Origin of the sequence: Kineosporia sp. R_H_3 (genome assembly GCF_002198675.1) — a bacterium.
Taxonomy (GTDB): Bacteria; Actinomycetota; Actinomycetes; order Actinomycetales; family Kineosporiaceae; genus R-H-3.
Genome location: NZ_MWLL01000228.1, coordinates 1 through 13,705 on the forward strand (window position 1 = coordinate 1; position 13,705 = coordinate 13,705).

Here is a 13,705-nt window from a genome sequence, read left to right on the forward strand (position 1 = left end):
GCAACGTCTCGTTCGGCATGCCCGTCCGGGGTCGAGGTCACGTGGTCGGCTGGGCGGCGGCTGCCGCGGCGGCCTCGGCCTCGGCCTGCGCCTTCTGCTTGGCGCGGAAGGCCGAGATCCAGTTCGCGCCCCACGGGTCGTTGCCCATCATGAGGTCGGCGGCCTTGATCGCGTCGACCATCTGCGGCGTGCGGGCGTCCATGATCGCCGTAGTGAGGCCGGCGTGCATGGCCATCGTGAGGAAGGTCGACCCGAGGGTGTGCCGGCCGGGCATGCCGAACGAGACGTTGCCGGCGCCGAGGGTCGTGTTGAGGTCGAACTCGTCGCGGATGAGCGAGATCGCCTCCATCGTCAGCTTGCCGTACTCGTGGTTCGCGCCGACCGGCATGGCGAGCGGGTCGATGATGATGTCCTCGATCGGGATGCCGTACTTCTCGGTGGCGACACCGACGATCTTCTTGGTGATCTCGAGGCGCTTGCGCGGGTCCTCGGGGATCTCGTCCTCCTCGTTGGGGAGGGCGATGACCGCGGCGCCGTAGCGCTTGACGAGGGGGAGGATCGCGTCCAGCCGGTCCTGCTCGCCGGTGACGCTGTTGACCAGGGCCTTGCCCTCGTAGGCCGCGAGGCCGGCGTCCAGCGCCTCGACGACGCTGGAGTCGATGCACAGCGGCAGGTCCGTCATGGACTGGACCAGCTTGACCGCGCGGGCGAGCAGCTCGGCCTCGTCGGCGAGCGGGACGCCCATGTTGACGTCGAGCATCATCGCGCCGCCCGCGACCTGGGCCCGGACGTCTTCCTCGACCCGGGTCAGGTTGCCGGCCCGCAGCTCCTCCTGGAACTTCGGCCGCCCCGTCGGGTTGATCCGCTCGCCGATGATGCAGAACGGCTGGTCGGGACCGATGACGAGCTCTTTGGTCGCCGAGCGGACGACGGTGTGCATGCGGATCTCCTGTCGGGGGAGGTGCTGGAGGTCTGTTCGGGAGGCCTGCCGGACGGCGTCCGTGGGGGACGCCGTCCGGCGGTCTCGTCTGTCGTCTCTGCTGCCGTCGGGAGGCGGGCCGCGGGCGGGCCCGCGCCGTCAGGCGGGGACGGCGGCCGCGCGCTTGCGGGCGATGAGGTCCTTCGCCCGGCGGACGGCGGTCGAGGCGTCGGCCGCGTAGCCGTCGGCACCCACGGCGTCCGCGTACTCCTGGGTGACGGGTGCGCCGCCGACCATGACGATGACCTTGTCGCGCAGGCCGGCCTTCTCGAGCGCGTTCATGTTGGCCTTGAACATCGGCATCGTCGTCGTGAGGAAGGCGGAGAACCCGACGATGTCGGGCTGGTGCTCCTCGATGGCGGCGATGAACTTCTCGGGGGAGACCTGCACGCCGAGGTCGATGACCTGGAAGCCGGCGCCCTCGAGCATGATGTTGACGAGGTTCTTGCCGATGTCGTGGACGTCGCCCTTGACGGTGCCCATGAGGAACGTGCCGACCGTCTCGGCGCCGGTGTCCGCGAGGAGCGGGCGCAGGACGTCGAGCGCGCCCGACATCGCCCGGCCGGCGATGAGCATCTCCGGGACGAAGAAGTCGCCGCGCTCGAACCGGGCGCCGACCTCCTCGAGCGAGGGGATGAGCGCCTCGAAGAGCAGCGCGTCCGGGCCGAGGCCGCTCTCGAGACCCTGTGCGGTCAGCTCGAGGACGCGAGGTGCGTTGCCGACGAGCGTCTCGTCGTAGAGGGCCTTGAGGATGTCCTGGCCGTTCATGCGGCCCCTTCCTTCCCGGAGTGGTGGTACCCCAACAGAGCGGAGACCTTGCGGGCCTCGGCGACGAGCGCCTCCCCGACCGCGACGATGCGGCCCGCGGGGATGCGCGCCGTCGGCCCGGAGACCGAGAGCGCGCCGAGAATGATGCCGTCCGTGGCGCGGACGGGGGCGGCGACCGCGACGAGCCCGATCTCGAGCTCCTCGTTCGCGACGGCCCAGCCCCGGCGGCGGACGTCGACGAGGTCGCGCTCGAGCTGGGGGATCGTGGCCACCGTGCTCGGGGTGCGGCGCTGCAGGGCGGACTGCGGCGGCAGCGGCAGCCGGCCGAACGCGTAGAAGATCTTGCCCTGGGCCGAGCAGTGCGGCGGGACGTCGTCCACGCCGATCCAGTTCGTCGTCCCGAGCAGGTACCGGCTGTCGACCTGGGCGACCTGGACGACGCCGTCGCCGCGGGGGACCGCGAAGTTCACGGTCTCGCCGGTGCCGGCGGCGAGCCGGTCCATCGCCGGGCGCAGGAGCGCGACGAGGTCGTGCATCGTCTGCTGGCGGGCGGCGTAGACGGCGAACACGGGGCCGGGGCGGAAGGAGCCGCTGCGGTCGCGCTGCACGAGCCGGCCGCGCTCTAGGGCGTGGAGCAGGCGGGAGGTCGTCGACTTGGCCAGCCCGGCCTCCTCGACGAGCGAGGTGAACGTCCGCGGCTCGCCGGACTCGACGACGAGGGCCAGGAGCGCGGCGGCGCGGTCGACGGCCTGGCTGCCGGCCTGTCCAGCAGGGGCGGTGGGCACGGTCGACCTCCTCGGGCTCTTACGCGGGGGAGGATCGTCCTGCCGGTCCGCGACTGATGCAGCTGTGGTGATGTTCCATATCATGGAACCGGCGTTCTATAAGTGAAGCGTAGGATCAGCCCGCTCGGAGGGTCAAGGGATCGATCGGCCGCCGTGCGCCCAGACTTCACCCCGAAGCCCCTCGGACCTCGCCCCCGCGTCGTCCGCCGCCCGTCAGCACCAGGAGGTGCGGATGTTCCGCAACGCCATGCCGCGGTACGAGATCCTGTCGCAGGAGTCGCTCGCCGTCCTCGACAAGGGCTGGCGCCGGCTCGTGTCCGACATCGGCGTGGAGTTCATGTCGGACCGGGCGCTGGACCTGTTCCGGGCGGCGGGGCAGAAGGTCGAGGACAACAACGTCCGGTTCGACCCCGACTTCATCCTCGAGCAGGTGGCCAAGGCGCCGCGCGAGTTCGACATCCAGGCGCGGAACCCGGAGAAGTCGGTCCACATCGGGGGCGACTCGATGGCCTTCGGTGGGGTCTACGGCCCGCCGTTCGTCCGGGAGGGCGAGGTCCGCCGCGACGCGACCATGGACGACTTCCGCAACTTCACCAAGCTCGCCCAGTCGTTCTCGACGCTCGACTCCGCCGGTGGCGTCATCTGCGAGCCGAACGACGCGCCGCTCGACTCGCGGCACCTCGACATGGTCTACGCGCTGCAGACGCTCACCGACAAGATCTACATGGGCAACGTCGTCTCCGGGGTCAACGCCCGCGACACGCTCGCGATGACCGACATCCTCTTCGGCGGCCGGGCGAACATCGAGGCCGCGCCGGCGACGATCTCGCTCATCAACTGCAACTCGCCGCTGCGCTGGGACGACCGCATGCTCGACGCGCAGTTCGAGTACAGCGCGGCGAACCAGGCCGTCGTCATCACACCGTTCCTGCTCATGGGCGCGATGTCGCCGGTGTCGATCCCCGCGACCCTGGCGCAGCAGATGGCCGAGGCGCTCACCGGGATCACCCTGAGCCAGCTCATCCGCCCCGGCAGCCCGGTCGTCTTCGGGTCGTTCCTGTCGAACATCGACATGCAGTCCGGCAGCCCGCAGTTCGGGACGCCGGAGTCGGCCGTCGGGCTGCTCTGCACCGGCCAGATCGCGCGCCACTTCGGGCTGCCGGTGCGCTCGGGCGGCGGGCTCACGTCGTCCCAGATGCCCGACGCGCAGGCGGCGTACGAGGGCCTCATGACGATGCTCCCGTCGTTCCTCGCGGGCATCAACTGGGTCATGCACACCGCCGGCTGGCTGGACGGCGGCCTCGTGGCGTCGTACGAGAAGTTCGTCATCGACATGCAGATCCTCGAGATGCTCCAGGCCGAGTTCACGCCGCTGGAGTTCACCGAGGAGAACCTCGCGTTCGGGGCGCACGAGGAGGTCGGCCACGGCGGTCACTTCCTCGGCGCCGCGCACACGATGGAGCGCTTCCGGACCTGCTTCTACCGGCCGTTCCTGTCGTCCTCGGACAACTACGACCGCTGGATGCGCAACGGCGCCAAGGACACGGCGGCCCGGGCCTCCGACGTGTGGCGCAAGAAGCTCGACGAGTACGAGCAGCCGCCGATCGACGAGGCCGTCCGCGAGGAGCTCGAGGCGTACGTGACCCGGCGTCGGGCCGAGCTGGGGGACTGAGCCAGGCCGGTCCCGGTCGGTCCGCGCTCAGAACGGGGGCGGGTCGTCCCCGTCCGTCCCGTCGGGCGCTGGGCGCGCTCGCCGTGCCGGGGTCCCGGAAGGAGCCGTCGCGCCCGCATGGTGCGGTGCTGCCGGGGAGGGGGCATGTGGCAGCGGGGCGTGCGCGAGTGCGGTCCAGGTGCGTCCGGTGCGGGTGGTCCACAGGGTCGTGCCGGGTGGGTCGCCGGGGTGGTGGCGTTGGTGCGGGACGAGGAGTCCGGCGGTCTTGAGTCGGTGGCAGGCGCGGCACAACGGTCGGGTGTTGCACTCGCACGTCGCGCCGCCGTGACCGTAGGGCGTCTGGTGGTCGAGGTCGCAGCGCCAGGCTGCTTTCCCGCAGTTGGGCCCGGTGCAGGTCGGGTACGCATGCTCGACCAGGAGCTTCAGCCGTTCACTGGCGACGTACCCGGGCGTGTAGGTGTTCTTCCCGACGCCGAGGACGGTGCCGTGCTCCCCGTCGACCACGACGCATCGGAAGACGCCGTGCGTGACCAGGTCGCGGATGGCGTCGGCGGGGATCGGCCCGTACCCCTGCAGGGTGCCGGGGTCGTTGACCAGGCCCATCAGGGTCTCGGCGGACACGGTGACGTTCACGGTGACCTGGACGTCGGGCCAGGTGCTGGTGAACCAGTCCGGCACGGACCCCTCGTCATGCTCCTCGCCGGAGGGACTGCGGCCGCCAGGTGATGCTGTCGCTGCCGGCCCGGGAGCGGGCACAGTGGCGTCGGTCGGGACGCACCCGGCCGGGACCGGCAGCACATCCGCGGGCACCGGGAGGTAGCCGCTGGTGCAGCCGGTGACGAACAGGTCGTGCCGCAACTGGTCCAGGGTCCGTGGGTCGCCGTGCCGGCGCAGGTACCGGGCCGCGGCGTCCAGGCCGTTGTAGGCGGCGGTGATCGCCTCACCCGGACCGACGGCGGTGAACAGGGCGGTGCCGTCGTCTGCGGTCTGGATGCTCACCCGGCGGCCCTTCCGGTTCCGCCGCCGACGCCTCGCCTCCGCCTCGGCGTCCACGGCGAGCGTCGCGGCGGTCAGGGCGGTGTCGAAGCGTCCGGTCCCACCGTCCAGCACCCCGCGGGTGGCGTACACGAGGCGTTCGACGGCTCGTGCGGCCTCGACGGTGAGCTCGCGGGTGCGGGACACGATCATCCGCAGCCGGGGCCAGTCCAACCGGCCCTGCCGTAGAACCTGGGCGGTCATCGGGAGCTTCTCGTCGATGACAAGAGCGGTCGCGGCGTCGATGAGCGCATGGGCCTTGCTCTGGGTGATCCCCGCCGCCACCGCCAACTCCACGGCGACCGCACCGTCGACCAGGACGTCCTGGTCGTCCATCACCAGCCGCCCCGAACTGGTCCGGCGCGGCAAGACCGGGTCCGCCCGATCCAGGCCGTAACGACCTTCGCGGCGAGGCCGACCTGCATCCACAGGGCGTGGCTCTCCAGGCGTCGGGCGGCCGCGAACCCCGCGACCGCACCGTCCTGCAACTCGTCGACGAACCCCACGGTCGCGGCCTGCTCCGGCGTCCACGCGACCGACCCGTCGAGCACCTCCTGGGCCGCGGCGAGTGCTGTGGCACCGGGCGCCCCGTCCAGCACGACCCGCCGCTCGATCGCGTCCCGCCGCGTGTCAGCCGCCACCAGGTCGGACAACCGGGCCAGGTCGGCATCCCAGTCCCGTCGTGCATCCGGACCGGTCCGCCACTGGTCGACCAGCCGATCCGCATACTCAGCCGCGAGAACCTGCTGCAACTCGTCGTCCTGGTCCGGGCACTCCGCCAGATCCGCTGCGGTCAGCCGGACCTCACCACCGAACAGGTCCGCAGGCAGCCCGTCGAGATCAGCGACCCCGACCCTGACTGCACCCTGCGGCACCCGCTCGACCATGATCCAAGCCTACTGCAGACACAGCCGTCTGTCGAACACATATTCGAGATGCCGTCCGGAGGCCACGCCGTCCACCCGCGACAGCCCACCACAAGGGTGCGACAAGGGCCCCAGCCCNTCCTGGTCCGGGCAGTCCGCCAGATCCGCTGCGGTCAGCCGGATCCCACCACCGAACAGGTCCACAGGCAGCCCGTCGAGATCAGCGACACCGACTGCACCCTGCGACACCCCCTCGACCATGATCCGACCCTAGCGAAGCTCGGACCCGATGTCGAACAGATGTTCGAATCAAGGCGGCGCGCTACGAGATCCCACGCGCCGCATCGTCAGCCGCCCCGCCGGCACCGACGGCCCGCACCTCCGGCCCGCCGTCGTACGCCGCGGCGGCCCCCGCGGCGGCCTTCCGGCCCGCGGCCGACATGAGCGCGGGAAGCAGTCCGCGGACCGGCGCGACGGCCGCGACCCATCGCGGGAAGTACACGTGCCGCCGCCGGTGCTCGATGCCGTCGGCGAGCGCCCGTGCGGCCTGCTCGACCGAGTAGGTCCGGTTGAACGGCGGCGGGAGCTTCTGCCGGGCGCCCGCGGAGGGACTGCTCGCATCGGCACCGCGGACCATGTCCGTGTCGGTCCACGACAGGTAGGCGATGCCGACTCCGACGCCCTGGTGGGCCACCTCCGCGCCGACCGCGTGGGCGAAGGCCTCGACGCCGGACTTGCTCGCGCAGTAGGCGGCCATCATCGGCGACGTGGCGATCGCCGCGAGCGACGCGATCTGGAGCAGGTACCCGCGGCGGTCGACGAGGTGCGGGCCGAACGCGCGCGCCGTCCGGACCGAGCCGAGCAGGTTCACCTCGACGACGCGGTCGAACGCCGCGGCGTCCGTCGTGAGGAACGGTCCGCCGACGGCGATGCCGGCGTTCGCGACGACGACGTCGGGCGCGCCGAGGGCCTCGGCGACCTCGGCGGCGACGACGGACAGCCGGCCGCCGTCCGTGACGTCGGCCTCCCACCAGCGGGCCCGCGGCCCGCAGAGCGCGGCGACGCGGGCGAGCTCGTCGGGCTCGTGGCCGACGAGGGCCGGGACGGCACCGCGCGCCGCAAGCTCCTGGGCGAGGGCGGCGCCGATGCCGCGGGCCGCTCCTGTGATGACGACCGTCCGGCCTGCGAGCACGCTCATGCCCGCGATCCTGCCAGCAGCGTCCCGCGGGCGCGTGCGGACGACGGGTCAGTGCGTCCGGTGCTCGGTCGCCGCGTGGACGTCGTCCGGCAGCGGTTCGAGGAGGCCGAGCAGGTCCGGGTCCCAGACGAGCAGGTCGACCGGGCCGCCGTTCGTGCGGAGCAGGCGCACGTAGCCCGAGCGCGGCAGGCCGGGGCTCCACGAGGGCACGAAGCGCAGGCCGATGATCTCGCTGTGCCGCCAGCCGCGCGGGGAGACCTCGTCCGTGCAGAACAGCGACGGCACCCAGCGCCAGCCGTGCTCGGTCACGTGGACCGCGCCCATGACGACCGTCTCGGGCCAGCCGTCGGGCTGCGGCCGGCCGCGCGCGGTGCTGCGGCCGATCCCGGCCCGCACGACGGGGTGCCGGGCGGCCCGCCGCCGGGCGCGCCACCACCGGGTGCGGACGGCGCCCCACAGCCAGGTCGCGCCGGTCGCGAGGGTGAAGAGCGCGGGGAGGGCGAGGAGGCGTTCCCACGTAAGCGCGAGGACGACGCACAGGACGGCGCTCGCCGTCCAGGCCTCGGCGAGCAGCCGGTGACCCGACTCGCGGCGGCGCGCCCACTCGGGCAGCCCGGCGTACGGCGTGAGCGGCGGGACGGCCGCCCGGCCGGGGTGCGTCTCGTCCATGGTGACCTCCGGTGCGGACCTCCGGCGTCAGTCCATCCTCCGCAACCGGGCGGCGGCGTCCCCGGGGCGAACGTCCCGCGGAACCGGCCGGGTGCGCCCGAAAGGGATCACTACTGAAAGTGATCACCCGTTCGCCCCGTTGTGCGACCACAGCGTGAGGAATCAATAACGGTATGTCTCCAAACCGGTAGCGGCGGCCCTGGATCCCTTCTATATGTATGCAGGCGGTCACGTCGTGACTGCGGAGTGTGTAGTCCGTTCGGAGGAGAGGGAGCGTCATGACTCGGGCAGTTCTGCTTCGAGCATCGGGTGCGCTGCTGACGATGGTCGCCCTCGTGGCGACCGTGGGAGCCGGGGTGAAGTGGTGGTGAGTACTCGCCGTCGGATCGTGGCGCGCGTGGTCTGCGCGTCCGGGACCCTGGTGACCCTCACGGCCGTCGTGGCCGTCGTCGGCGCCGGGAAGAAGTGGTAGCGGACAGCCGCTCGCAGCCCGCGGACCCCGGGGCTGCGGGCCCCGGGTCCGCGGGCGTCGCACGACCGGCCGCGCCGCCGCGCCCCCGGCGCGCGGTCACGGGCTACGTCGTCGTCCTCACGGTGACGGCGGTGCTGCTGACGGTCCCGCTGCTGTGGGTGCAGATCCCCAGGCTGCCGACGTCCGGGCACCTCCTCGCGCACCTCGTCGCGTTCACCGCGCTCCTCGTCCTCTCCGAGCAGCGGCCGCTCACACTGGCCCGACGGGACGGCGAGCTCGACCAGATCACGGTCTCCTCGACGTGGGCCCTCGCGCTGACGATCTGCGGGCCGCTCGCGCTCGTCGTCCTCGCGCAGGGCCTGTCCGTCGCCCTCGACGACCTGCTCCGCCGCCGGGGCCTGCTGCGGATGGCCTTCAACGTCGCCCAGTACGTCGTGACCCTGTGCGCCGCGCGGGCCGCGTACTCGCTCGTCACCGGGCACGGGCTGCTCGACATCCACAGCTCCTTCTCGCCGTCGGACATCCCCGGCACCGTCGTCGCCGCCCTCGTCTTCTTCCTCGTGAACAACGGTGCCGTCGCGCTCGTCGTCGCGCTCGACCAGCGGCTGCCGGCGCTCGACGTGCTCCGCGAGGACGTGCGCGTCCAGGGCATGACGTCGGCGATCCTGCTCGGCCTCGCGCCGGTCGCCGTCGTCGTCGCGGACTTCTCGCTGTGGATGCTCCCGATGCTCGTGCTGCCGCTGCTCGGCGTGCAGCGCAGCGCGTGGGTCGCCGCCCGGCGGCAGTTCGAGGCGCTCCACGACGGGCTCACCGGGCTGGCGAACCGGATCCTCTTCCACCACCGCACCGACCGCGCGCTCGTCGCCGGCCGCGGCGGTGACGGGTACGTGGCCGTCATGCTCCTCGACCTCGACCACTTCAAGGAGGTCAACGACACCCTCGGCCACCACGTCGGCGACGACCTCCTGCGGCAGGTCGCCGAGCGGGTCGGGGCGGCACTGCCGGACGGCGTCACGCTCGCCCGCCTCGGCGGCGACGAGTTCGCCGTCCTGCTGCCGGACGCCGGAGCGGTCGAGGACGTCCTCGCCGCCGCCGAGCGGGTCGCGACCGTGCTGCACACCCCGGTGCTCGCGGACGGCGTCCGGATCGGCGTCCAGGCGAGCATCGGCATCGCGCACCAGCCCGTGGCCCAGGCGACCCGGGACCTGCTCCTCCAGCAGGCCGACATCGCGCTGTACCGGGCGAAGGAGAACCGCGGCGAGATCCAGGTCTACCGGCCGGAGATCGACCAGCACACCGTCCAGCGGCTCAGCCTGCTCGCCGATCTGCACGCGGCCGTCGGCCGCGGCGAGTTCCGCCTCGTCTACCAGCCGCAGGTCGACACCCGGACCGGCCGCGTCGTCGCCGTCGAGGCGCTCCTGCGCTGGCACCACCCCTCGCAGGGCGTCGTCCCGCCGGACGTCTTCGTGCCGCTCGCCGAGCAGAGCGGCGTCGTCGCCGCGCTCACCCGTGCCGCGCTCGCCGAGGCGCTCACGACGCTGTCGCTCCTGCACGCCTCCGGGCACCGGGTCGAGATGGCGGTGAACATCTCCGCCCGGCTGCTGTCCGACCTCGAGCTGCCGCGGATGGTCCGCGACCTCATCGACGCGCGCGGCGTCCCCGCGACGTGCGTGACCATCGAGGTCACCGAGTCGACGATCTCCGCCGACCCGCGGCGCGCGATGCAGGTGCTCAAGGAGCTGCGGGACACCGGGATGCGGGTCGCCGTCGACGACTTCGGCACCGGCTACTCGTCGCTGTCGTACCTGCGGCGGCTGCAGCCCGACGAGCTCAAGGTCGACCGCTCCTTCGTCACGCACATGCTCGACGACGAGAACAACGCGGTCATCGTGCGCTCGACCGTCGAGCTCGGGCACGGCCTGGGCCTGTCCGTCGTCGCCGAGGGCGTCGAGGACGACAAGACGTTCGCCCGGCTGCGCGAGCTCGGGTGCGACCGGGTGCAGGGCTTCCTCGTCGCACGCCCGATGAGCGTCGCCGCCCTCAAGGTGTGGCTCGACTCCGCCTCCCAGGCCGGCTGGCGGGCGGCGGCGCAGTCCGCGGCCCGCGGCCGGGGCGCCCGGCCCGCCGGTGCCTGGCCGGACGGCGCGGTGCCCGGGGCCGCCGCGCCGCGCGACCTCGTGGACCTCAGCGCCGCCGAGGTCGTCGCCGCGGAGGCGGTCGCCGCGGACCTCGTCCGGGCCGCGACCCGGCTGCCGGTGACCAAGCCGCTGCCGCTCGCGGACGTGCTCTCCTTCGAGACCCGGTGATCGTCCCCGTCTGCGCGCTGCTCGCGGTGCTCGCGCCGCTGCTCGTGGGCGGACGGCTCCGGGGGTTCGCGGTGCTGCGGCTGCGCCGCACCGAGGTGGTCAGCGCGGCCTTCGTCGTGCAGTTCGCCGCGGTGTCCGTGCTGCCCGGGCCGCGGGCGTTGCTCGTGGCCCTGCACGTCGGCTCCTACCTCGCCGCCGGGGCGTTCGTCGTCGTCAACCGGCGGGTGCCCGGGATCGTCGTCCTCGGCCTCGGCGCGCTCTCCAACGGGCTGACGATCGCGGTCAACGGCGGCACCCTGCCCGCGTCGTCCGCCGCGCTCGCCCGGGCCGGCATGCTCGAGGCGGAGACGCTCGGCACCGCAGCGGGTCTGGCGAACTCGGGCATCGTCGCGGACCCGCGGCTGGCGTTCCTCGGCGACGTGTTCGCGGTGCCCGCCGGCTGGCCGCTCGCGAACGTCTTCAGCGTCGGCGACCTGCTCATCGTCCTCGGCGCCGGGTGGGCGTCGCTGCGGATCTGCGGCACCCGCTGGTCGGCCCCCTGGCAGGGCCGGGCGAGCGGGCACGCGAAGGGACGGCACCTCGAAGGGCTGCTCGTCCGACCGGCGCCGGAGCCTGCCGCACCACGCCTGCGGCCGCCCGCGCGACGGGTCGCCGCCCGCCGCGGCGGCGTCACCGGCTGGGCACCGCCGACCGGCCTCACCGGCTGACGCACCGGTCGACGGGGGCCTCCTCCGCGGTTACCGTCACCCGATGGGAACCTCGCAGCCCGGCCACGGACCCTCCCGGCGCCAGGTCGTCCTCGGCCTCGGCGGCGGCGGCTTCGCGCTCGCCCTCCTCGGCGCCTGCTCGTCCGACGGGTCGGCCCCCGGGTCCGGGGCCGGATCCGGTTCTGGGACGGCGACGGCAGCCAGCCCGGCACCCGGGACGCCGTCCGCCCCGGAGCCGTCGTCCGACGCCCCGGGCACCCCGGAGGCGGGTGTCGACGGCGCCCCCGGCTGGGCGCGGGTCAACCTCGGGTTCGTCTCCGCGTACGTCCTCGTCCGCGGCCGCGAGGCGGCCGTCGTCGACACCGGCGTCGCGGGCAGCGCCGACGCGATCGGCGCCGTCCTCGACGCCGCGGGGCCCGGCTGGGCCGGGGTGCGGCACGTCGTCCTCACCCACCACCACCGCGACCACGCCGGCAGCCTGCCCGACGTCCTGACCCGGGCCGGCGCGGCGACCGGGTACGTCGGTGCCGCCGACCTCGAGCAGGTCGCCGCCGCCCCGCGACCGCTCACCCCGCTCGAGGACGGGGCCGAGGTGTTCGGGCTGCAGCTCGTCGGGACGCCCGGGCACACCGCCGGGCACATGAGCGTCTTCGACCCGGAGACCGGTGTCCTCGTCGCGGGCGACGCGATCCGGAACACCGACGGCCTCCAGGGGTCGAGCCCGCCGAACACCGCGGACCCTGCGGCCGCGCAGGCCTCCGTCGGCCGGCTCGCGCGGCTGCCCGTGCGGACGGTGCTCTTCGGGCACGGCGACCCGCTGACGACGGACGTCGTCGCGGCGCTCAGGGAGCTCGCGGGCTGACCCGCGCCGGGCGGGCGGGGAGGCCGCTCAGGCGAAGGCGAACAGGCAGGTCCCGGGGTGCGGCGCCGCGACGCCCAGGACGCCGGCCGGACGCCGGTGCACCCCGACCCGGAAACGCGCGTCGTCCGGCGCCGTGAACGACACCTCGGTGAGCCCGGCCCGCACGCACCAGCGCCGGATCACCTGGGCCTGCTCGTTGCCGTCGCCGCCGCGGCCGCGCGTCCACAGGACGACGCCGTCGTCGGCGAGCATCCCGGGCAGGGCGTCGACGGTGCGCCGGACGTCGTCCGGCGGGACGTTGCCAAAGACCCCGCACACGAGCAGGACGTCCGCCGGCAGGTGGTCGAGGTACGCGTCGACCCGGCCGGCGTCGGTCCCGCGGACCTCGACGCGGATGAGGCCGAGCGCCTCGACGGCCTCCCGGGCCGCCGCGGCGAGCGCGTCGTCGAGCTCGACGAGCAGCACCCGGACGTCGTCCCGCCGCGGGTGCTCCGCGAGCACCGGCAGGACGTCGCGGCCGTCCCCGGCGCACAGGCTGACGAGCGTGAGCGGCGCTGCCGGCGGCCGGGGCGGCAGGGTGTCGAGCGCGTGCCGGACCTGCTCCCGGACCACCTCGAGCCGCCGCGACAGCGACGACCCGGGCCGGTCGTAGGCGGCGTGCCAGGCGACCCAGTCGTGCTGCTTCACCACGGCGTCACACGGACCGGCGCCTGGTGCGCCAGAACGCGAGCCCGCCGAGCACGGCACCGACCGCGCCCAGCACGAGGCCGGCGATCCCGTACGGCCCGGGCCCGTCGCCGGACCCGTCTCCCGCGGCGTCCCCTACGGCCCCTGACGGGCCCGAAGCGGTCGTCCCCGCCCCGTCGCCCCCGCCGTCGGCGTCCGCGGCCCGCAGCGTGAGCCGCGGCGCGGGGCTCTCCGGCGGGTTCGCCGGGTCGGTCACCGGGTCGACCCAGCTCTCGGTCTCGCCGTTCGCGTACGTCTGCACCGTCGGGAAGGCCAGGCTGTCGGCGTCCGGCAGCGGGCCGACGAGCAGCTGGAACGCCTGGAACCCGCCGACCGGGATCCCCTTCGTGCCCTTGTCCGCCGTCCACGTCACGGTGGCGACGCCGCGGGTGATCGCGCCGTCGTCGGTCGTGACGGGCGCGTCGAGGTCGACCTCGCTCGTGGCGACCGTCCAGCCCGCGACCGGCGCCGGCAGCACCGAGCCGAGCGGCGTCCTGGACGGCAGCTTCACCTCGACCTTGACGGTCGTCGTGTCGTCGGCCTCGTTCGGCACCCGGAAGGTCAGCAGCACGTCCTCCGCCCCGCGCCGGTCGTCGTCCGCGCTCACGGTGACGTGCGCGGCGGCCGGGCCCGCGACGACCGCGAGCCCGAGGGCGAGCG

The 13,705-nt window shown here is 73.7% G+C and carries 13 protein-coding genes; 4 read left to right on the forward strand and 9 right to left on the reverse strand.

Features of this window, described 5'->3' with window-relative positions; genetic code table 11:
* Positions 1–37 precede the first annotated feature (37 nt).
* The 3 genes from ECOMGDLI_RS28705 to ECOMGDLI_RS28715 all read right to left on the reverse strand — a co-directional run bounded on the left by ECOMGDLI_RS28705 (position 38) and on the right by ECOMGDLI_RS28715 (position 2,532).
* A complete protein-coding gene (locus ECOMGDLI_RS28705) occupies positions 38–940 on the reverse strand; it encodes a dihydropteroate synthase (RefSeq protein ID WP_088320264.1) in 903 nt (300 codons plus the stop codon).
* Between the two features lie 138 nt (positions 941–1,078).
* The gene (locus ECOMGDLI_RS28710; protein ID WP_088320265.1) at positions 1,079–1,747 is read right to left on the reverse strand and encodes a corrinoid protein; all 669 of its coding nucleotides are present in this window, start codon (positions 1,745–1,747) and stop codon (positions 1,079–1,081) included.
* Positions 1,744–2,532, reverse strand: a complete 789-nt coding sequence (locus tag ECOMGDLI_RS28715) for an IclR family transcriptional regulator (RefSeq protein ID WP_198955276.1) — start codon at positions 2,530–2,532, stop codon at positions 1,744–1,746. The genes ECOMGDLI_RS28710 and ECOMGDLI_RS28715 overlap by 4 nt, the downstream gene beginning before the upstream one ends.
* A 139-nt stretch (positions 2,533–2,671) precedes the next feature.
* Here ECOMGDLI_RS28715 and ECOMGDLI_RS28720 point away from each other — a divergent pair, with 139 nt between their 5' ends.
* Positions 2,672–4,204, forward strand: a complete 1,533-nt coding sequence (locus ECOMGDLI_RS28720; RefSeq protein WP_255396032.1) for a trimethylamine methyltransferase family protein — start codon at positions 2,672–2,674, stop codon at positions 4,202–4,204.
* A 27-nt stretch (positions 4,205–4,231) separates the two neighbouring features.
* Here the strand turns inward: ECOMGDLI_RS28720 and ECOMGDLI_RS28725 are convergent, their stop codons facing one another.
* The 4 genes from ECOMGDLI_RS28725 to ECOMGDLI_RS28745 all read right to left on the reverse strand — a co-directional run bounded on the left by ECOMGDLI_RS28725 (position 4,232) and on the right by ECOMGDLI_RS28745 (position 7,972).
* Entirely contained in the window at positions 4,232–5,575 is a 1,344-nt protein-coding gene (locus ECOMGDLI_RS28725; protein WP_088320268.1) for an HNH endonuclease signature motif containing protein, read from the reverse strand.
* Positions 5,575–6,126 carry a hypothetical protein gene (locus ECOMGDLI_RS28730; RefSeq protein WP_088320269.1) on the reverse strand — a complete coding sequence of 184 codons (552 nt, stop codon included), beginning with the start codon at positions 6,124–6,126 and terminating at the stop codon, positions 5,575–5,577. The genes ECOMGDLI_RS28725 and ECOMGDLI_RS28730 overlap by 1 nt, the downstream gene beginning before the upstream one ends.
* A 301-nt stretch (positions 6,127–6,427) precedes the next feature.
* The gene (locus ECOMGDLI_RS28740) at positions 6,428–7,303 is read right to left on the reverse strand and encodes an SDR family oxidoreductase (RefSeq protein WP_088320271.1); all 876 of its coding nucleotides are present in this window, start codon (positions 7,301–7,303) and stop codon (positions 6,428–6,430) included.
* 48 nt (positions 7,304–7,351) lie between these two features.
* On the reverse strand, positions 7,352–7,972 hold the full coding sequence (locus tag ECOMGDLI_RS28745) for a hypothetical protein (RefSeq protein WP_088320272.1): 621 nt from the start codon (positions 7,970–7,972) through the stop codon (positions 7,352–7,354).
* 603 nt (positions 7,973–8,575) lie between these two features.
* Here ECOMGDLI_RS28745 and ECOMGDLI_RS28750 point away from each other — a divergent pair.
* Genes ECOMGDLI_RS28750 through ECOMGDLI_RS28760 form a run of 3 tightly spaced genes read left to right on the forward strand, consistent with a single transcriptional unit; the run spans position 8,576 to position 12,319 of the window.
* The gene (locus ECOMGDLI_RS28750) at positions 8,576–10,750 is read left to right on the forward strand and encodes a bifunctional diguanylate cyclase/phosphodiesterase (RefSeq protein ID WP_143448008.1); all 2,175 of its coding nucleotides are present in this window, start codon (positions 8,576–8,578) and stop codon (positions 10,748–10,750) included.
* Entirely contained in the window at positions 10,747–11,457 is a 711-nt protein-coding gene (locus ECOMGDLI_RS28755) for a DUF5317 domain-containing protein (protein WP_088320274.1), read from the forward strand. Before ECOMGDLI_RS28750 ends, ECOMGDLI_RS28755 begins: the two co-directional genes overlap by 4 nt.
* 43 nt (positions 11,458–11,500) lie before the next feature.
* Entirely contained in the window at positions 11,501–12,319 is an 819-nt protein-coding gene (locus tag ECOMGDLI_RS28760; RefSeq protein WP_088320275.1) for an MBL fold metallo-hydrolase, read from the forward strand.
* A 27-nt stretch (positions 12,320–12,346) separates the two neighbouring features.
* On the opposite strand, the gene ECOMGDLI_RS28765 is transcribed toward ECOMGDLI_RS28760, so the two are convergent.
* Together ECOMGDLI_RS28765 and ECOMGDLI_RS28770 are read right to left on the reverse strand one after the other, a co-directional pair.
* Positions 12,347–13,009: an SAM-dependent methyltransferase gene (locus tag ECOMGDLI_RS28765; protein ID WP_143448009.1), complete on the reverse strand. Its 663-nt coding sequence runs from the start codon at positions 13,007–13,009 to the stop codon at positions 12,347–12,349.
* 4 nt (positions 13,010–13,013) lie between these two features.
* The coding region (locus ECOMGDLI_RS28770) for a YcnI family protein (protein WP_088320276.1) at positions 13,014–13,705 on the reverse strand (692 nt) is incomplete at its 5' end.

Bases quoted from the DNA above. Each gene is read 5' to 3' on its own strand.
- ECOMGDLI_RS28760 (WP_088320275.1), top strand. From the start codon at position 11,501: ATGGGAACCTCGCAGCCCGGCCACGGACCCTCCCGGCGCCAGGTCGTC.
- ECOMGDLI_RS28740 (WP_088320271.1), bottom strand. From the start codon at position 7,303: ATGAGCGTGCTCGCAGGCCGGACGGTCGTCATCACAGGAGCGGCCCGC.
- ECOMGDLI_RS28730 (WP_088320269.1), bottom strand. From the start codon at position 6,126: ATGGTCGAGCGGGTGCCGCAGGGTGCAGTCAGGGTCGGGGTCGCTGAT.
- ECOMGDLI_RS28725 (WP_088320268.1), bottom strand. From the start codon at position 5,575: ATGGACGACCAGGACGTCCTGGTCGACGGTGCGGTCGCCGTGGAGTTG.
- ECOMGDLI_RS28710 (WP_088320265.1), bottom strand. From the start codon at position 1,747: ATGAACGGCCAGGACATCCTCAAGGCCCTCTACGACGAGACGCTCGTC.
- ECOMGDLI_RS28705 (WP_088320264.1), bottom strand. From the start codon at position 940: ATGCACACCGTCGTCCGCTCGGCGACCAAAGAGCTCGTCATCGGTCCC.
- ECOMGDLI_RS28745 (WP_088320272.1), bottom strand. From the start codon at position 7,972: ATGGACGAGACGCACCCCGGCCGGGCGGCCGTCCCGCCGCTCACGCCG.